The organism is Lentzea rhizosphaerae, from assembly GCF_042649515.1.
In the GTDB taxonomy this organism is placed as follows: Bacteria; Actinomycetota; Actinomycetes; order Mycobacteriales; family Pseudonocardiaceae; genus Lentzea; species Lentzea aerocolonigenes.
Map to the genome: position 1 here is coordinate 156,441 of NZ_JBHRZI010000031.1, position 16,009 is coordinate 172,449.

The 16,009-nt window shown below is 68.6% G+C and carries 19 protein-coding genes; 6 read left to right on the forward strand and 13 right to left on the reverse strand.

What is annotated here, in order from left to right:
* Nucleotides 1-23: 23 nt before the first annotated feature.
* From ACFOWZ_RS36415 to ACFOWZ_RS36450, 8 genes are all read right to left on the reverse strand, one after another.
* Entirely contained in the window at nt 24-959 is a 936-nt protein-coding gene (locus tag ACFOWZ_RS36415; RefSeq protein WP_382378475.1) for an asparaginase, read from the reverse strand.
* Between the two features lie 15 nt (nt 960-974).
* Nucleotides 975-1,652, reverse strand: a complete 678-nt coding sequence (locus tag ACFOWZ_RS36420; protein WP_382378476.1) for a polysaccharide lyase family 7 protein — start codon at nt 1,650-1,652, stop codon at nt 975-977.
* A gap of 111 nt (nt 1,653-1,763) precedes the next feature.
* Nucleotides 1,764-2,738 carry a prolyl aminopeptidase gene (gene pip / locus ACFOWZ_RS36425; protein ID WP_382378477.1) on the reverse strand — a complete coding sequence of 325 codons (975 nt, stop codon included), beginning with the start codon at nt 2,736-2,738 and terminating at the stop codon, nt 1,764-1,766.
* A gap of 14 nt (nt 2,739-2,752) precedes the next feature.
* Complete coding sequence (locus ACFOWZ_RS36430; RefSeq protein WP_382378478.1) at nt 2,753-3,337, reverse strand: 1,2-dihydroxy-3-keto-5-methylthiopentene dioxygenase; 585 nt, start codon at nt 3,335-3,337, stop codon at nt 2,753-2,755.
* Nucleotides 3,334-3,930 (reverse strand): methylthioribulose 1-phosphate dehydratase, encoded by a 597-nt coding sequence (gene mtnB, locus ACFOWZ_RS36435; protein ID WP_382378479.1) that lies wholly within the window; start codon nt 3,928-3,930, stop codon nt 3,334-3,336. Before mtnB ends, ACFOWZ_RS36430 begins: the two co-directional genes overlap by 4 nt.
* Complete coding sequence (gene mtnC / locus ACFOWZ_RS36440; RefSeq protein WP_382378480.1) at nt 3,927-4,583, reverse strand: acireductone synthase; 657 nt, start codon at nt 4,581-4,583, stop codon at nt 3,927-3,929. Before mtnC ends, mtnB begins: the two co-directional genes overlap by 4 nt.
* The gene (locus ACFOWZ_RS36445; RefSeq protein WP_382378481.1) at nt 4,580-5,581 is read right to left on the reverse strand and encodes a s-methyl-5-thioribose-1-phosphate isomerase; all 1,002 of its coding nucleotides are present in this window, start codon (nt 5,579-5,581) and stop codon (nt 4,580-4,582) included. The genes mtnC and ACFOWZ_RS36445 overlap by 4 nt, the downstream gene beginning before the upstream one ends.
* Nucleotides 5,581-6,681, reverse strand: coding sequence for an acyl-CoA dehydrogenase family protein (locus tag ACFOWZ_RS36450; RefSeq protein ID WP_382378482.1), 1,101 nt, complete (start codon nt 6,679-6,681; stop codon nt 5,581-5,583). Before ACFOWZ_RS36450 ends, ACFOWZ_RS36445 begins: the two co-directional genes overlap by 1 nt.
* Nucleotides 6,682-6,820: 139 nt before the next feature.
* On the opposite strand from ACFOWZ_RS36450, the gene ACFOWZ_RS36455 reads away from it, so the two are divergent.
* Both ACFOWZ_RS36455 and ACFOWZ_RS36460 read left to right on the forward strand, forming a co-directional pair.
* Complete coding sequence (locus ACFOWZ_RS36455) at nt 6,821-7,024, forward strand: cold-shock protein (RefSeq protein WP_363766324.1); 204 nt, start codon at nt 6,821-6,823, stop codon at nt 7,022-7,024.
* 499 nt (nt 7,025-7,523) lie between these two features.
* A complete protein-coding gene (locus tag ACFOWZ_RS36460; RefSeq protein ID WP_201780139.1) occupies nt 7,524-8,603 on the forward strand; it encodes an aminotransferase-like domain-containing protein in 1,080 nt (359 codons plus the stop codon).
* On the opposite strand, the gene ACFOWZ_RS36465 is transcribed toward ACFOWZ_RS36460, so the two are convergent.
* Nucleotides 8,566-9,393, reverse strand: a complete 828-nt coding sequence (locus ACFOWZ_RS36465; RefSeq protein WP_382378483.1) for a glycosyltransferase family 2 protein — start codon at nt 9,391-9,393, stop codon at nt 8,566-8,568. The two genes, ACFOWZ_RS36460 and ACFOWZ_RS36465, sit on opposite strands and share 38 nt — an antisense overlap.
* Nucleotides 9,394-9,493: 100 nt before the next feature.
* Between ACFOWZ_RS36465 and ACFOWZ_RS36470 the strand changes: the two genes are divergently transcribed.
* Genes ACFOWZ_RS36470 through ACFOWZ_RS36480 form a run of 3 tightly spaced genes read left to right on the forward strand, consistent with a single transcriptional unit; the run spans nt 9,494 to nt 10,673 of the window.
* Nucleotides 9,494-9,943, forward strand: a complete 450-nt coding sequence (locus ACFOWZ_RS36470; protein WP_382378484.1) for a MarR family winged helix-turn-helix transcriptional regulator — start codon at nt 9,494-9,496, stop codon at nt 9,941-9,943.
* The gene (locus tag ACFOWZ_RS36475; RefSeq protein ID WP_382378485.1) at nt 9,940-10,335 is read left to right on the forward strand and encodes a DUF5313 family protein; all 396 of its coding nucleotides are present in this window, start codon (nt 9,940-9,942) and stop codon (nt 10,333-10,335) included. The genes ACFOWZ_RS36470 and ACFOWZ_RS36475 overlap by 4 nt, the downstream gene beginning before the upstream one ends.
* An 8-nt stretch (nt 10,336-10,343) precedes the next feature.
* Nucleotides 10,344-10,673 (forward strand): hypothetical protein, encoded by a 330-nt coding sequence (locus ACFOWZ_RS36480; protein ID WP_382378486.1) that lies wholly within the window; start codon nt 10,344-10,346, stop codon nt 10,671-10,673.
* Here ACFOWZ_RS36480 and surE read toward each other — a convergent pair.
* The 3 genes from surE to ACFOWZ_RS36495 all read right to left on the reverse strand — a co-directional run bounded on the left by surE (nt 10,636) and on the right by ACFOWZ_RS36495 (nt 14,105).
* Nucleotides 10,636-11,391 carry a 5'/3'-nucleotidase SurE gene (surE, locus tag ACFOWZ_RS36485; RefSeq protein ID WP_382378487.1) on the reverse strand — a complete coding sequence of 252 codons (756 nt, stop codon included), beginning with the start codon at nt 11,389-11,391 and terminating at the stop codon, nt 10,636-10,638. The two genes, ACFOWZ_RS36480 and surE, sit on opposite strands and share 38 nt — an antisense overlap.
* A 4-nt stretch (nt 11,392-11,395) precedes the next feature.
* Complete coding sequence (locus ACFOWZ_RS36490) at nt 11,396-12,256, reverse strand: 1-phosphofructokinase family hexose kinase (RefSeq protein WP_382378488.1); 861 nt, start codon at nt 12,254-12,256, stop codon at nt 11,396-11,398.
* A gap of 148 nt (nt 12,257-12,404) precedes the next feature.
* Complete coding sequence (locus tag ACFOWZ_RS36495) at nt 12,405-14,105, reverse strand: family 20 glycosylhydrolase (protein ID WP_382378540.1); 1,701 nt, start codon at nt 14,103-14,105, stop codon at nt 12,405-12,407.
* Nucleotides 14,106-14,317: 212 nt separating this feature from the next.
* Between ACFOWZ_RS36495 and ACFOWZ_RS36500 the strand changes: the two genes are divergently transcribed.
* Complete coding sequence (locus ACFOWZ_RS36500) at nt 14,318-14,851, forward strand: hypothetical protein (protein ID WP_382378489.1); 534 nt, start codon at nt 14,318-14,320, stop codon at nt 14,849-14,851.
* Between the two features lie 18 nt (nt 14,852-14,869).
* Here ACFOWZ_RS36500 and ACFOWZ_RS36505 read toward each other — a convergent pair whose 3' ends face one another.
* Entirely contained in the window at nt 14,870-15,958 is a 1,089-nt protein-coding gene (locus ACFOWZ_RS36505) for an FAD-dependent monooxygenase (RefSeq protein ID WP_382378490.1), read from the reverse strand.
* Nucleotides 15,959-16,009 lie beyond the last annotated feature (51 nt).

Consider the following 16,009-nt stretch of genomic DNA (forward strand, 5'->3'; position numbering starts at 1 on the left):
GCGCTCATTCGGGTGAAAACGTACTAGAAAACGCCGCCACGAGCTGCGAAAACATCCTCGATGGGCTGCACCGCGCCGAGGGTGAGCCGCAGCAGAACGCGCGCCTTGCGGGGACACAGCCACCCTGCCATCACCGCGCCGCGCTTGATCAGGTCCGACTCGGACCCGGTGAACCCGTAGGTGGATCGGAAAGTGGTGCCCGCACCGGTCCGCGACGCCACGACCACCGGGAAGCGGGCGCGTGAGATCGCTTCTGCCATGCCCGCCGAGACGTGGCCGGCACCCGTTGCCGCGACGACGACTCCGCCGACGTTGAGCCAGTCGAGCAGCGAGCCGTCATCGTCCAAAGTGGCCTCGATGAGCGGAACCGTTGGCACGTCCAGAGGTCGTGGCAGCGCCGGCAGCTGGTGCGCGGGGTGGAAGTACTGCGGTGCGCCCTCGACGACGAGTCCGAGCGGACCGGGGAACGACTCGAAGGCGTTCAGAAGACTGCTGTGCCCCTTGCGAACCCAGCGAGCGGCGTGGATCTCGTCGTTGAGCACGAGCAACGACCCGCGCCCGCGGGAGTTGCGCGCCGCCGCGACCGCCACCGCCGCGGCGAGGTTGGCCGGGCCGTCCGCGCTGGGCAGGCCGGGGTGCCGCATCGCGCCGGTCACGACGACCGGTTCCTCGTGCGGCCACAGGCAGTCGAAGAAGTACGCGGTCTCTTCGAGGGTGTCGGTGCCCTGAATGATCACGACACCGGCTGCACCCCTGGAGACCTGCTCGTCGGCCCAGTCGAAGGCCTCCAGCAGCGTCACGAACGTGAGCGAGGCGCCGGGGATCGTCGCCACGGTGGCGATCTCGCCGACGTCGAGGCCTGCGACGAGGTCCTTCGCGCCGAGTGTCGGTGACACCGCCCCGGAGCCGGTCATCGTGATCGTTCCGCCGAGCGATGCCACCGCCACCCGTGAGTCCATGACCTCACTCTAGGGTCACTGGCGCCAGTACGTGATGTTGCGGAAGCGGGCCTCCGCGCGGCCGCTGCCGTGGTGGTACACACCGTTCTTGAAGTAGCGCGTCGCCGGCCCCTCGTCCGGGTGGGTCAGCTTCAACGCGCCGTTGTAGTAGGTCTTGACAGTGCCGCGGCCGCCCGCGACGGCCGTGTGCTCGACGCGGATCCTGAACCACTTGTTGTAGATGCCGGTGGCGATCACCTGGTTGCTGTCCTTGCGCAGGGTGCCGCCGTTGATGTTGGCGACGTTGAGCATCACGTCGGTGGCGCGCGTGCCGTCGGGCCTGCTGCCGCGCAGGATCTGCACGACCGTCGGGCCGCTCACGCCGCTCGGGACGTAGATCTCGCCCTCCCAGGCGCGTGAACCGCTGGAGTACTCCTGGTTGAACCGCATCTCGGTGCGCGGATCCGTTGGGCTGCCTTGGGTGTGGGGCTGGTCGTAGTCGTAGACCCACATCGTGTGCACGCCGCCCTCGAACTTGTAGCGGGCACTCAGAGCCAGGTTGTACGGCTTCTGCATCGTGTAGGTGTACGGCGCCGAGACCCACTGCGCGGACGGCGGCTGAGCGAGGGCCTCAGCCGCCGGTGCCACGAGCAGGGGTGTGGTCAGGGCGAGCGCGAGAACGGAGCGGCGCGTGTGGAGTGCAGGGGTTTCCACGGTGAATCCCTCCGACCTTCGATAAGTGGTCTGTACCACTTTGGGGGCACGGAGGCGGAGGGATCAATACCTGGTTCCAGTTCCGGAACGAGATTCAGATGGGCGAACTTCTCATCGGCTTCGTCCCGCGAAACGGTCGGTGGCGGTGAGGACGGCCTCGGCCATGCTGCCGCCGCCGTGCCCGGTGTCGTCGAGGACCACGAGTTCGCTGCCGGGCCAGGCCCGGTGCAGCGCCCAGGCCGTGCCGAGCGGACCGCTGACGTCGTAGCGCCCGTGGATCAGCACGCCGGGAATCCCGTGGAGCCGCCCGATGTCGCGCAGCAACTGGCCGTCCTCGAGGAAGCAGCCGTGCGACCAGTAGTGGGTCACGAGGCGCGCGAAGGCCAGCTGGAACGACGGATCGGCGACCGACAGGAACGGCTCGGCGTCGGGAGCCAGCGACATGTGCGCGTCCTCCCAGACGCACCACTCGTGCGCGGCCCTGGCCCGGACGTCGGGATCGGGGTCGTGCAGCAGCCTGCTGTAGGCGGCGGCCAGGTCTCCGTCGCGGTCGGCGGCGGGCACGCCGTCGCGGAACCGTTCCCACTCGCGCGGGAAGACGCGGCCAACGTCACGGGTGATCCAGGCGGTCTCGCTGCGGTCGCCGCTGGTGACGGCGACCAGAATCAGCTCGGTCACCCGCTCCGGATGCGCCTGCGCGTAGGCGAGGGCGAGCGTGACGCCCCACGAGCCGCCCTGCACGAGCCAGCGCTCGATCCCCAGGTGGACCCGCAGCGCCTCGATGTCGGCGATGAGGTGCTGGGTGGTGTTGGCCGACAGGTCGACGACCGGATCGGCCGCGGACGGGGTGCTGCGGCCGGCGTTGCGCTGGTCGAACTGGACCACGCGGTAGTGGTCCGGGTCGAACAGACTCCGCTTCGCGGGCGAGCTGCCTGATCCGGGACCGCCGTGCAGGACGACCACCGGTTTGCCGCCGGGATTGCCCGACACCTCCCAGTACAGCGAATGACCGTCGCCGACCTGCAGCATGCCCGAGTCGTGCGGCTCGATAGGTGGATAGCGCCCGTCAGAGGATTTGGCAGCCATCCGAACATGATCGCTCAGTCGGACGACCGGGAAGCCCTCAACCCCGCGCTCAGCTCGTCGAAGGTCGGGAACTTCGTGGCGATGTCGCTGCCGGTGAAGTTGCCGATCCAGCCGTCGTCGTCGTGGAAGAACCGGATCGACACGTAGTCGGGCGTGGTGCCCATGTCGAACCAGTGCGTCGTGTTCGCCGGGACGCTCAGCAGGTCGCCCGCCTCGCAGAGCACCGCGTACACCCTGTCGCCGATGTGCAGGTAGAAAACCCCTGCGCCACGGGCGAAGTAGCGGTCCTCGTCGTCGTCGTGGGTGTGCTCGGCGAGGAACTTGTTGCGGAATTCGACGGCCTTCGCGCGGTACTCGTCGGTGTCCGCCGGCGCCATCTCCATCGCGTCGACGTAGGTGTAGCCCTCCGTCTCGCTGACGCGGGCGACGTCCTTTTCATAGACCTGTAACGCGTTCTCGGCGGTCACACCGTCCACAACGGACCACCGGTGGAAGCGCACGCCGTGTTCCTTGAGCGCGGTGGCGATCTCCTCGGCGTCGGTCGTGCGCAGGACGGTCTCCTCGGGGCCCGAGTCCGGCCACACCGTCAGCAACGTCATGAGTGCCTCCCCGTATAGATGTCTCGCGTCTCCACCTTGAAGCGCAGCAACCACTCCAGGCATTCCAGGCGGTGCCGGGCCTGCACCAGGTCGTCGCCCCACACGTACACGCCGTGCCGTGCGACGAGCAGCGCCGGCACCAACGGGTCGAAGCCCTTCTCGAAGGCGTCGCCCAGTTCGGCCATGTCCTGCGAGTTCTTCACGACCGGGATGACGACCTCTTCGTGGTCGTAGCGGCCGAAGCCCTTGAGCATCTCGAGGTCCTGGAGGACCACGCCGTCCGGCCAGTGCTCGGCCGCGACGACCGGCGCCAGCGCGTGGACGTGCACGACCGCTCCCGCGCCGGCGACGCGCGCGATCCTTGCGTGCAGGCCGGCCTCGGCGGACGGGATCTTGTCGCTGTCGACCGCGTTGCCGTCGGCGTCGATGACGACGCTGTCCTCAGCGGTGATCTCACCCTTGTCGACGCCGCTGACGGTGACCGCGAGCCGCAGCGGATCCCGTTGCAGCACAACGGAGAGGTTGCCGCTCGTGCCACGCATCCAGCCCATCTGCGCGAAGCGGACGCACTCGCGGGCGAGCTCCGCCGTCACGAGAGCTCCCAGACCGTCGGGTGGGGCGTGAAGTCGGCGTTGCCGTACGGCTCACCGGCGCGTGCGACGCCGACGGTCTTCCAGCCGGCTTCCTGCGCGGCGTGCAGCTCGGCCGGAACGTCGCTGTAGAAGGTGATGTCGTCGGACCCGAGCACCTCGGCGATCTTGTGGTACGACGCCGCTTCGCGCTTCGGACCGGCGTTGACCGTGTCGAAGTGGTGCTCCAGCAACGGGGTCAGGTCGCCGTCGGTGGTGTGCTTGAAGAACGCGATCTGGCCCGCGACCGAGCCGCTCGAGAAGATCGCGAGCTTCACGCCGTCGTCGTGCCACTTGCGCAGCGCGGGGACGACGTCGGGGAAGAACTCCGCGACGAGGTCGCCCTGCGCGTAGCCCTGCTGCCAGATGAGACCCTGCAACGTCTTGAGGGGCGTGACCTTCTGGTCGGCGTCCATCCAGTCGTGCAACGCCTTCACCACGTCGTCGTGGCCGGCGAGCTCCTTGATCTGCTGCACGGCGTCGGCGACCACCGGGTCGTCACCGTGCTGCTCGATCCACGGCCCGAGCCGCGGGCGCGCGTAGTCGTAGAGGACGACCAGCACCTGGTCCGTCGCGCTCAGCGTGCCCTCGATGTCGAGCACGACCCACTTGCTCACCGCTGTTCTCCCTCGTAGTACTTGTCCAGCTCCCCGGCGCCGAACACCCCTCGGTCGGTCACGACGTCCGTGACGAACCGGGGCGGCGTCACGTCGAACGCCGGGTACAGCCCTTTCACCCGCGGCGTGGCACTCGGCCTGCCGAGCACCTGCAGCACCTCGGCGCCGTCGCGGTACTCGATCTCCACGTGCTCCGCCGTGGGCGCCGCGTGGTCGGGTGCCTGCACCTGGGCGTGGAACGGTACGCCGAACGCGTGCGCTGCCACGGCCAACCCCAGTGTGCCGACCTTGTTGACGACGTGCCCGTCCATGGTGACCCGATCGGCCGCCGTGACCAACGCGTCGACCTCACCGCTTTGCAGGACGGCCGCGCCCATGCCGTCGGTGATGAGCGTGGTGTCGACACCCATCTCGATCAATGTCTCCGCGGTGAGCCTGGCCCCCTGCAGGTAGGGCCTGGTCTCGGTGCAGAAGAACTTCAACGTCTTGCCCTGGTTCTGGGCCGCCCTGACCGTTTCCGTCAGGTACAGGTCGGCCCAGCAGTGCGTCATGACCGTGGCGTTGTCCGGCAACAGGTTCGCGGTGTGCTCACCCAGCGCCTGGCTCTTGGCCCGGTACGCGTGGTCGCCGGTTTTGGCGCCCTGCAGGGCGTTCGTGACGTCCTGGGCTTCGTCGACCGCCTTGAGGACCGCCGCGGTCGCCTTGCTCAGGGCGTTGTTGGTGCGCCTGGTGTTCTCGAGCATGATCGCCGTCCTGGCGAGCTCCGCGCGTGCCTCGGCGAAGGGCTTCCCTTCGAGGGTGCGGGCCTTGAGCACCATGCCGTAGAGCGCCGCGAAGTACGGGCCCGAGGACTGGGTGACCATGTCCTCGATGGCTCGCGCGACGTCCTCGGCCGTCCGGCACAGCACCCAGTCGCGTTCGAACGGGAACTGGCGGCGGTCCAGGATCAGCACGCCGTCGTCGGTGAGCCGCACCGAGTCGGCGAGCACCGGCTGCATCAGCTGTACCCGGTGTAGGCGGGGCGCGCGCCGGTCAGGAAGTGCTCGCCGACCTCGCGGGCCTTGTAGACGACCGGGTCGTGCAGCGTGAGCGTGCGGGCGTTGCGCCAGAAGCGGTCGACGGCGTACTTGGCGGCCGTTCCGCGCGCGCCGACCTGTTCGAAGATCCGGCTGGTGACCTCGTTGACGAGCTTGGTGCTGACGACCTTGGCCTCGGAGATGGTGACCGCGACCTCCGCCCGTTTCGCCGGGGTGAGGTGGCGGCCGAGCTCGGTGGCCTCGTGGAGCTGCCGTCCGGCTTCGTCCGCGAGCAACCCGGCGGCCTTCGTCTGGGAGACCATCTCGCCGTAGGCCGCGACGATGTACGGGTCCTCGGTGGCGGTCTCGACCCCGCTGACGAACCACGGGCGGGTCTTCGTGCGGGTGTAGTCGGCGGCCTCGGCGAGCGCGCCCTCCGCGATGGCGACGTAGAGCTGGGCGAGCACGAGCTGGAAGCCGATGGCGGCGAGGCTGATGCGCGGGTCCTCGTTCGCGGGCTGCACGCCGAGGATCTCGGTGACCTCGACGTTCTCGAAGGCGACGCCACCGGACGCGGTGAGTCGCTGGCCGATGTTGTCCCAGTCGTCCAGGTAGGTGATTCCCGCGGCCTTGCCGTCGAGCAGGAACGTGAGCTTCTCGCCGTTGTCCGTGCGGGTGGCGCTGACGACGATCCGGTCGGCCACGGAGGCGCCGGTGGCGAACGTCTTGCGGCCGTTGAGGAGGAAGCCGGTGCCCTTCGGCGTCAGTTCGAGGGCCGCGTCGAGAGGGTTGCTGACGCCTGCCCAGAACTGGTCCGCGGCCTTGCTGAACGGGACGTCGAACAGTCCGCTGCGCCAGATCTGCAGGTAGTGGTACCCGAGGAGGTGCCCGACGTTGGCGTCCGCGGCCCCGATGATCCGGTTGATCTTCTGCTGGGTGGCCCAGTCGCTGACGTTCAGCAGGCCGCTCTGCCGGAGCAGTTCCACCTCTTTGGCGGGTGGCTGGTTGGCCCGGTCCCTGTCCGCCGCGTCGGACCTGAGCGTCGCCGCCACGTCGTGCGCGACGTCCAGCCAGTTCGTCATCCCTGCTCCTCTCGGTGGTACCCGGTCCAACTTACTTCTTCACACCACCGGGCTAACCACGATGTGAGAGAGACCGTCCGCTGGCAGACTGCCCGCGCGCCCCGCACGACGGGGACTTGAACGCTAGGGAGCAATTGGTATGGCGCAGGGCACCGTTAAGTGGTTCAACGGCGAGAAGGGCTTCGGATTCATCGCGCAGGACGGCGGTGGTCCGGACGTGTTCGTGCACTACTCGCAGATCGAGGGTCAGGGCTTCAAGTCGCTGGAGGAGAAGCAGCGCGTGGAGTTCGAGATCGGCCAGGGTCAGAAGGGACCACAGGCGCAGGCCGTCCGCGCCATCTGAGTGTTTCCACCAAGCCCGCTCGGTCTCAGGATCGGGCGGGCTTGTTTTGTGCCGGCTTCGCCCTCACGAGGACGATCGTGAGCGCGGACGCCTACCCGGATGAACGGCGCACGAGCCAAACCGGAGCGGGCGCCGCGATCCGCAGATCGCGACGCCCCCGCTCCCGCCGCGGGATCGACGGTGAAAGCAGTGGCAACCGAGGGAGTCGAACCCTGCGCGGCTTGTGAAGGCGGCGCTCAGAACCGGCCCGAACCCTTCGGCTGGGCGACGGCTGCCGTGGAGTTGTACTACCGGTGAAGAGGTAGAGACAGTGCGTGGGATACCCACAGTGTTAAACGTCCAAACGCCTGAGGGCGTTTCACATCTCACTCATGTGGGTGACTCCGGCCACCGTGCGACACCTCCCTGCCGTCGCAGCCCTGAGCTCAGGCCCGTGCAGCAGCTGAGCTCATACGCATATCGGCCGTAGCCCAAATCGTGGGAGTTGTACGCTCCGCGCATGGCCTCGATCCTGTTCACGCGCGGTGCGCCCTCTCTCGACATCATTGACCAGGAGGGCCTGCGCGACGCGGCGCAACAGGCCTTCACGAACGACCCCGGCGGCACGTTCGCGTACGGCACGAGCGTCGGCTACGTGCCGTTGCGCGCGTGGATCGCGGAGCAGCACGGTGTCGAGCCGGAGCAGGTGCTCGTCACCAACGGCTCGATGCAGGCCGACGCGTTCCTGTTCGAGCTCCTCGTCCAGCCGGGCGACGACGTGGTGGTCGAGGCGCCGACCTACGACCGCACGCTGCTGAACCTGCGTCAGCGCGGTGCCAAGATCCACGCCATCGAGCTGGAGACCGACGGCATCAACGTCGACGCGCTCGAGAAGCTGCTCGAGAGCGGTGTGCGGCCCTCGCTCGCGCACATCATCCCGAACTTCCACAACCCGGCCGGCTACACGCTGTCCGAGGCCAAGCGCGCGCGGCTGCTGGAGCTCGCGGCCAAGTTCGACTTCGTGCTGTTCGAGGACGACCCGTACATCAAGGTCCGCTTCGAGGGCGAGCCGCTGCCGACCATGCTGTCGCAGGACAAGAGCGACAAGGTCGTCTACGCGTCGTCGTTCTCGAAGACCATGGCGCCCGGCATCCGCTGCGGGTACCTGGTCGGTCCGAAGGCCGTCATCAAGAAGGTCCAGGACATCGCGACCACGACGTACATCTCGCCGAACATGGTGGCGCAGTCGATCGTGAACTCGTACTGCCGCTCCGGGCGTCTCGACGAGTCGGTCGTCAACGTCCGCACCGCGCTGAAGGCCCGCAGGGACGCGCTGGTCGCCGCGCTGAAGCGTGAGCTGCCGGAGGCCGTCTTCACCGCGCCGCAGGGTGGCTACTTCATGTGGGTCGAGCTGCCGGGCGTGTCGATCGAGAAGCTCTTCGGAGTCGCCAAGGAGCACGGCGTCGAGTTCGTGAAGGGCTCGGACTTCCTGCTGGAGGGCGGCGACAACGAGATGCGCCTCGCGTTCTCGGGCGTCACGCCGGAGCAGATCGACGAGGGCATCACGCGTCTCGCGGCGGCCGTTCGCTCGCTTTCCTGATCTGCGCTTCCAGGTGCTTCGGCAGCGCGCGTCGCTGCCGGAGCGCCTGGCGCAGCCGGGGCACGGCCGCCCGGAACGCGGCCGGGTCCTTCAGCGACGCCGCCACCGCGCGGTGCACCGGGCGTCGCATCCACGTGGCCAGCACGGCGTTGCGCCGCTCGACGATGTCTCCGTCCGGCGCCCGTTCTGCGGACGGGTGGTGGTGCGCCACCACGTCCTCGACGTAGCAGAGCGCCCACCCCGCCGCCGCGAGATCCCACGACAGCAACGACTCCTCGCCGCGGAAGAACAGCACCGGGCTGAACCCGCCGACCTCCAGGAACGCCTGCCGCCGCACGATCGCCGAGCAGGCCATGAACCCGAGCACGGCGGGGCCCGCGACACCGTCGCCCAGCGGGCTGTCGCGCAGCAGCGGGGTGATCGGATCCGGCACCTCGGCGGGCCCGACCAGCGTGCGTGCCGCGATCACCGCGAGGTCCGGGTGCTCGTCGAGGATCGGCTCGGCCCGTTCGAACGCGTCGGGCGCCCACCACGAGTCGTCGTCGGAGAAGGCCACGTACGGCGTCCGCGCGGCCTGTACGCCGTGATTCCGGGCCACCGCGCCGAGGTTCGCGCCCGCCTCCAGCACCTCGACCTCGGGGAACTCCCGCCGCACGCGCAGCACGGTGTCGTCGGTGGAACCGTTGTCCACCAGGATCACCGGAGTCGCGAGCTCGCTGAGGTGCGCGAGCGTGCGCACCAGGCTCGTCGCACGGTTGCGCGAGGCGATGACGACGGTTGTCCGGGCCATGCCAGTCGTCTACCCCAGGCTCCTCCGCCGAACCCGGCAGCCTGAGCGCTGCGCCACACCTCTTGGAGCCGAGCGCACCCGCGAGTTAGTGTGTACACCAATGATTAGTACACCAAGCATTCCGGAGAACCCGCTCGAGCTCGAGCGGCAGGTCTGCTTCGCCCTGGCCGTGGCGAGCAGGACGGTGATCGCCGTCTACCGGCCGATCCTGGAGCCGCTGAACCTCACCCACCCGCAGTACCTGGTGATGCTCGCCCTCTGGGAACGGTCCCCGCGCACGGTCAAGGACCTGAGCAACGTCCTGCAGCTCGACCCCGGCACCCTCAGCCCGCTGCTCAAGCGGCTGGAGGCGGTCGGCTACGTCGAGCGCCAGCGGGACCGCAACGACGAGCGCGCGCTCGCCCTCACGCTGACCGAGGCCGGCCAGGAGCTGAGGAACGAGGCGCTCAAGATCCCCTTCAAGGTCGTGGAGCAGCTGGACATGACGTTCGAAGAGCTCGCGCAGCTGAACGAGGTGCTGCGCAAGGTGATCGCCAAGGCGACGCGATGAACCCCGCCCTCAAGGTCTGGTACTACGCGGGCGGGCGGCTGCCGCAGAAGTACCGCGAGTTCGTGCACGACGACGTGACCGGTCCGAAGTGGCTGGTGCGCTTCACGATCCGCAGCCTCGTGCAGGTCACACCGCTGGTCGTGGTCATCGTTCTCGCGCTCGTGTTCGGGCTCGGCTCGCCGTGGCCGCTGGCGATCGCGTGCGGTGGGCTCGGTTTCGTTGTAGGACTGTACTTCGCGTTGTCCTACGCACCGGAAAGTGTGGATTACCGGCTCACCAAGTACGGGTACCCACGAGGGTCGGCGACTCAGGGGCGCCGAGAGCGCAATGCCGCGCAGGACCGCGAACGACAGGCGAAGTACGACGCGGTGTGGCGGCGATCCGAAGGGTAGGACCCCCAATGGCCTTGTTGAGCGACCAGTTCGAGTTCACGAGGCCGCAGATCCTGACCCTCACAGCAGGCGTGTTGCAGCTCGCGTTCGGATGGTTCGACGTGTTCGGACTGGATCCCGACTACCACGTCATCCAGGTCGGCGTCGGGGCGCTGGGCGTCGCCATGGCGTGGCGGCACGACCTCGCGCGGATGTACGGCCTGCTCCTGCTGCTCTCGTTCGGGACGCTGGCGTTCTCGCTCGACGACGTCACCACCGAGGGCTTCCTCGAAGTGCGCACGGCGCTGATCGGGCTCGTGATCACGCTGGCCAGGCCGGCGAAGGCAGCCCCGAAATAGGTTCGGCACCAACGGAACGCAACGGCGTCAGGGTCGCGTAGCCGTCGGCCAGCAACGCCGCGTCGGTGCCGGGAGCGGGCTTGTCCTCCGAGTACGCGGTGACGAGCTCGACCTCGTTCTCCCCCACCTCGTCCACCCGGCTCTGCACGGTGCCGAACCGCGCCAGCTCCGCCCAGCGAAGTCCTTGCACGTCAACGATGTTCGGCACGTTCAGCGACAGCACCGTGGCGGCGGGCATCTCCAGCAACGCGGGCAGCACCGCGCGCACCGCCTCACCCGCCTTGTCCCACAACGGTTCGGGCCCGTCCAACCCGACGTCGAGCGACACCGCCAGCGACGTGACGTCGTTCAGGTGCGCGGTCAGTGCCGCGCCGACCGTGCCGGAGTGCAGGATCGCGCGGCCGACGTTCGCACCGAGGTTCACTCCGGACAGCACCACGTCGGGTTTGCCACCGAAGCCGCCGCGGCACGCGATCAGCGAGATCAGGCCCGGATGCGCGGCGACCGCGTAGGCCTCCGCGTCGAGACCGGGCATCGTGCGACGAACGCTCGCCACCCTGCCGTTGTCGCCGACGGCCGCGACCGAGGCGCTCGTGCCGCTGGCCTGCTCGGCCGGTGCGGCGACGACGACCTCCAGTCCGCACTCGACCGCGGCACGAGCCAACGTCAGCAGGCCGGGAGAGTCGATTCCGTCGTCGTTCGTGATCAGCGCGCGCATCCGCTCATTCCTCGATCGGCTCCAGTTCCACGCGTCGGCTCAGCTCGCGCACCGCATCTCCCCCGCCGCTGCCGAGGCCGTGCCGGGTCACGTTCACCGCGCCGGCCGCCGCGCCGAGCTTCACCGCGTCCTCCAACGACATACCCAGCGCGAGTCCGGCTGAAATCCCCGCGGTCATGGAGTCGCCCGCGCCACGGGTGTCGACGGGCTCCAGCCGAGGCATCCTCACCAGGTACAACGTCTCGTCCAGCAGCGCCAGCGCCGGTTCGTCGGCACGTGACACGACCACGCCGTGCACACCTGACTTGGCGATCTCACGACACTTCCGCACGAGCTCGGACAGCTCCTCCTCGCCCAGTTCCTCGTGACTCACCTTGACGACGTGCGGACCACCCCGCACCGCCTCGGCCAGCCGGTCGCCGGCCAGGTCCACGATCACGCGGCAGTCGTTGCGCGTCAGGTCGGTCGTGAGGCGGTAGTACGTGTCGTGCGGCAGCACGCGGTCGTCGGACGGCCCGCTCAGCACGGCCGTGCCCGCGCGGATGCCCTCCACCAACGCCAGTTCGTACAGGTCGTCGAGCTCGTGGCGGGACAACGCGTCCGGCAGCATCTCGACCATCTCAGACCGGCTGCCGTCACGGCGATCGTGCACGTAGGCGCCGTTGCGCGCAGCGACATCCCGCGCGCGCAGGTCGACGTGTTCACCTTCAAGCAGCGTGCGCAACACACGGCCTGTCTCGCCGCCGAACGCCGCGCACACGACGGCTTCGACGCCCAGCGCGGCGATCATCCTGGACTGCCAGAAACCCTGGCCACCGGCGTGCAGGTGCACGTCGGGCTCGCCGTCGAGGTCCTCGACGGTCACGGTCAGCTGAGGGGACGGGGCAAAAACGGCAACTCGGGCATCCACGACATCCGGCTACCCAGTGCGAGCGCCCAGTACCCGCGTTGCTCGATGAACGGCGCTTTTGTCCACCTCACGTGAACAAATGCGCCGTTCATCGAGCAAGAACTCAGCAGACGCCGCCGTCGCGCCAGACGCCCCACTGGCCGGTGGTGCCCGGCTCCTCGCCCTGCGTCCACCACTGCGCGGTCCACTTGTGGCCGTTGTGCGAGACCACGTTGCCGCCGGTGTAGATCTTCGTGCGCTCCCACGCCGGCTGCGAGCACGGTCCGGGCTGCGGACCGCCGGTGTCCCACGGGACCTGGGCCGAGCGGTAGAAGTTGATGCCCATCGTCGCCCAGCGCGGCGCCTGGGCGCCCAGGCGGACCTTGAACTGGTCCCAGTTGTGCGTCGACCACGGCGACCAGCCCAGCTCCGCGATGGCCGAGAGCCGCGGGAACGCCATGAACTCGATGTCGCGCGACGTCACGATCGTCTCTGTCCACAGTGGAGCTTCAACGCCGCGGACCGCGGACTCCGGCACGCCGCTCAGGTGCGTGCCGGGGTTCCAGTCGTAGGCGGTCTGCACCTCGATGTACCCCGCCCACGACAGCCCGAGAGGCGTGCTGGAGTTGTACTTCATGTCCAGGTAGGCCTTGTTCGCGGGCGACATGATCACCTTGTTGCCGCGCGCCGCCGCTGCCTGCACGGTCGCGTTGGACGTGGTGGTGCCCCAGTACTGCGGAACGGCGGTCGTGTCGGTCGTGGTCTTCACGAACTCGTGCCAGCCGAGCACGGTCTTGCCGTACTTCTTCACGATCGGCAGCGCGCGGTTCATGAACGCCTGGTAGTCCGCGTCGGAGGTGGCGTGCGCCTCGTCACCGCCGATGTGGAAGTACGGGCCGGGCGTGAGCGCCGCGATCTCGCGCACCACGTCGTCGATGAACTGGTAGGTGATGTCCTTGCCGACGCACAACGACGAGTAGCCGACCTCGATGTCCGTGCGCAGCGGCGGAGCCTGACCGTTGCAGTTGAGCTCGGCGTACGAGGCCTGCGCGGCGTTGGTGTGGCCGGGCATGTCGATCTCGGGAATCACCGTGATCTTGCGCGCCGCCGCGTACTGCACGATCTCGCTGTACTGCGCCTTGGTGTAGTACCCGCCGGACCCGCCACCGACCTGCGTGCTGCCGCCGTACGTGGCGAGGCGCGGCCAGCTGTCGATCACGATCCGCCAGCCCTGGTCGTCACTCAGGTGCAGGTGAAAATAGTTGATCTTGTACAACGCCAGCTGGTCGATGTACCGCTTGACCGACGCGACGGGGTGGAAGTGGCGGGCCACGTCGAGCATCGCGCCGCGGTAGGAGAACCGCGGGTGGTCGACGATCAACGCGCCCGGCACGGTCCACGGCCCGGGCTGCGTGGTCGCGCTCTCCACCGCCGCGGGCAGCAGCTGCCGCAACGTCTGCACGCCGGCGAACAACCCCTCGGAAGTGTTGGCCCTGACGACGATGGCACTGGTCGCGACGTCGAGCTGGTAGCCCTGGTCCCCGACCGAGCCCGGCGCACCCGAGAGCAGCAGCGAAATGCCGTCGGCCGGAGTTCCCACCGCGTCGGACACCGGCAACGCGTAACCGGTCGAGGGCCGCAGGACACCCGCGAGGAAGGCGCCGACGTCCCGTGCGGCAGGAGCTGTGTAGATCTTCGTGGCTGCCGTCAGCGTGTGCGTGACACCGCTTCTGGCCTGCACCGACACCGGGACCGGCACGAGGCTCTGCAACGGTTCCGCGGCCTGCGACTGCGCGCTCACGGACAGGGCCGCGGTGACAGCGATGACCGCGGCGAGAACGCGAGTTCTCACGACTCCTCCTCTTACGAGCCGGGGGGCGGCGACCCGCGGTCCAGCGTGACGACCTGTCCCATTTGCCGTCAATGGTCTGAGCCAATTCAGTAGGTCCACCCGGCCGCTGATCACCGAACACAGATGCGGTATCAACGTTTCGCTCCACTGTCCTGCTACTGACCTGCCACGGGAAACGAGTGCCGATGCTGACTGAGTTCGTGCGTGATCAGTGCTTCACGGTGGCGTGGTTCGGGTTGATGGCTTTCGTGTGGTTCGGCTGGGCCCAGGAGGACCCTCCCCGGAGTTGGCGGGTCTGGCTGGGGGTGGGTTCGGTGCTGGGCATCGGGTTCGCCGTGGCGTTCGGGGTTCTGACCGCCGTGAACTGGGACCGGCCGACCGCGCTGGAGGGCGAGTACGCCTGGTTCGGAGCCCTGGTCGCGGCCGAGGTCGTCGCCGCTGGTACCGGGTGTCTCGTGCTGACGAGACGCGGGGCATCGCGGTGGATGGCGTGGTGGGTCGCGGTCGTCGTGGCGGTGCATTTTCTGCCACTGGCGCTGCTGCTGAACGACCTCGGTGTAGCGGTCGTCGGCGTCGTCCAACTGGTCGCACTCGGGGGAGTGGTGTCACGCCTGCGTGGCACCACCGGGCCGAGCAGCCGGCTGGCCGGACCGATCATGGGCGCGAGCCTGCTGGCAAGCGCCATGATCAGCGCCGCGATCACGGCACCGGGGCTGTGACGCAACCGACGAGCTGCATCAGTAGGTGGGGAGCTTCAGGGAGTTCACGACCTCCGCGAACTCCTCCGACGGCTCGCCCCCGTTCTCCCGGTTCTTCAGCGCCATGTCCTGGTTCGCCGTCACGTACGGCCGCAGGATCTCCTCGTAGCGCCCGAAAGCACCGTCGAAACCCGCCGCCAGCTCACCGGCCAGCACGTACGCGCCGACCAGCGCCATGCTGGTGCCCTGGCCCGACAACGGCGAACCGCAGTAGCCGGCGTCGCCGAGGAGCACCACGTTGCCGCGCGACCAGGTGTCCATGTGGATCTGGCTCATCGAGTCGAAGTGGAAGTCCGGCGCCTCCCACATGTGCTTGAGCGCGGTCGGCCAGGCCCAGCCCGCGTCGGCGAACATCTCGGCCAGCAGGCGGCGCTGGGCGTCCACGTCGCGGTGGTCGAACTCCACGGCGCCGTTGAAACCCATGTAGACGCGGCATTCCGCGTTCGAGCGGGCGCTCATGATGCCGCCGCCCACGACGTCGCCCCGCTGGAAGGTCTGCCAGTGGTCGAGGCCGAGGAAGTTCGGCGCGGTGAACACGGCGAGGTTCATGCCGAGGTGGCTGATGAACTGCTCTTCCGGGCCGAAGACGAGCCTGCGGACGTTGGAGTGCAGGCCGTCGGCGCCGACGATCACGTCGAAGTCGCGTGGTGCGGCCTTCTCGAACGTGACGCGGGTGCCGTCGATGGACGTGATCGTGTCGTCGAACAGGTACTCGACGCCTTCGGCTGCGTCGAAGAGCATTCGGGCGAGGTCGTCGCGCAGCAGTTCGACGTCGGGGCCGGCGAGGTCGCCGCCGCTGATGGTGCGGGTGGTGGAGCTGAACAGCTCGCTGCCCTCGGCGTCGACCATGCTCATGCCGCGCATGTTGGTGCTGAACGACCTCAGCTGGTCGCCCAGGCCCATGCGCTCGACGACCTCCAGCGCGGGGCCGCGGACGTCGATGGCCTGACCGCCGGGCCGCAGACCGCGGGCCCGCTCCACGACGGTGACGGAGAAACCGTGGTGGCGCAGCCAGTGGGCGAGTGCGGGTCCGCCGATGCTGGCGCCGGAGATCAGGACGTTCTTCATGTGGTTGCCCCCTTGTGAGCCGGTGTTGCTCACAAGGTGCCGACCAGCGCT

Coding starts and splice junctions, on each gene's coding strand:
- ACFOWZ_RS36415 (WP_382378475.1), bottom strand. CDS start 959: ATGGACTCACGGGTGGCGGTGGCATCGCTCGGCGGAACGATCACGATG.
- pip (WP_382378477.1), bottom strand. CDS start 2,738: ATGGCTGCCAAATCCTCTGACGGGCGCTATCCACCTATCGAGCCGCAC.
- ACFOWZ_RS36430 (WP_382378478.1), bottom strand. CDS start 3,337: ATGACGTTGCTGACGGTGTGGCCGGACTCGGGCCCCGAGGAGACCGTC.
- ACFOWZ_RS36445 (WP_382378481.1), bottom strand. CDS start 5,581: ATGCAGCCGGTGCTCGCCGACTCGGTGCGGCTCACCGACGACGGCGTG.
- ACFOWZ_RS36450 (WP_382378482.1), bottom strand. CDS start 6,681: ATGACGAACTGGCTGGACGTCGCGCACGACGTGGCGGCGACGCTCAGG.
- ACFOWZ_RS36455 (WP_363766324.1), top strand. CDS start 6,821: ATGGCGCAGGGCACCGTTAAGTGGTTCAACGGCGAGAAGGGCTTCGGA.
- ACFOWZ_RS36460 (WP_201780139.1), top strand. CDS start 7,524: ATGGCCTCGATCCTGTTCACGCGCGGTGCGCCCTCTCTCGACATCATT.
- ACFOWZ_RS36465 (WP_382378483.1), bottom strand. CDS start 9,393: ATGGCCCGGACAACCGTCGTCATCGCCTCGCGCAACCGTGCGACGAGC.
- ACFOWZ_RS36470 (WP_382378484.1), top strand. CDS start 9,494: ATGATTAGTACACCAAGCATTCCGGAGAACCCGCTCGAGCTCGAGCGG.
- ACFOWZ_RS36475 (WP_382378485.1), top strand. CDS start 9,940: ATGAACCCCGCCCTCAAGGTCTGGTACTACGCGGGCGGGCGGCTGCCG.
- ACFOWZ_RS36480 (WP_382378486.1), top strand. CDS start 10,344: ATGGCCTTGTTGAGCGACCAGTTCGAGTTCACGAGGCCGCAGATCCTG.
- surE (WP_382378487.1), bottom strand. CDS start 11,391: ATGCGCGCGCTGATCACGAACGACGACGGAATCGACTCTCCCGGCCTG.
- ACFOWZ_RS36500 (WP_382378489.1), top strand. CDS start 14,318: ATGCTGACTGAGTTCGTGCGTGATCAGTGCTTCACGGTGGCGTGGTTC.
- ACFOWZ_RS36505 (WP_382378490.1), bottom strand. CDS start 15,958: ATGAAGAACGTCCTGATCTCCGGCGCCAGCATCGGCGGACCCGCACTC.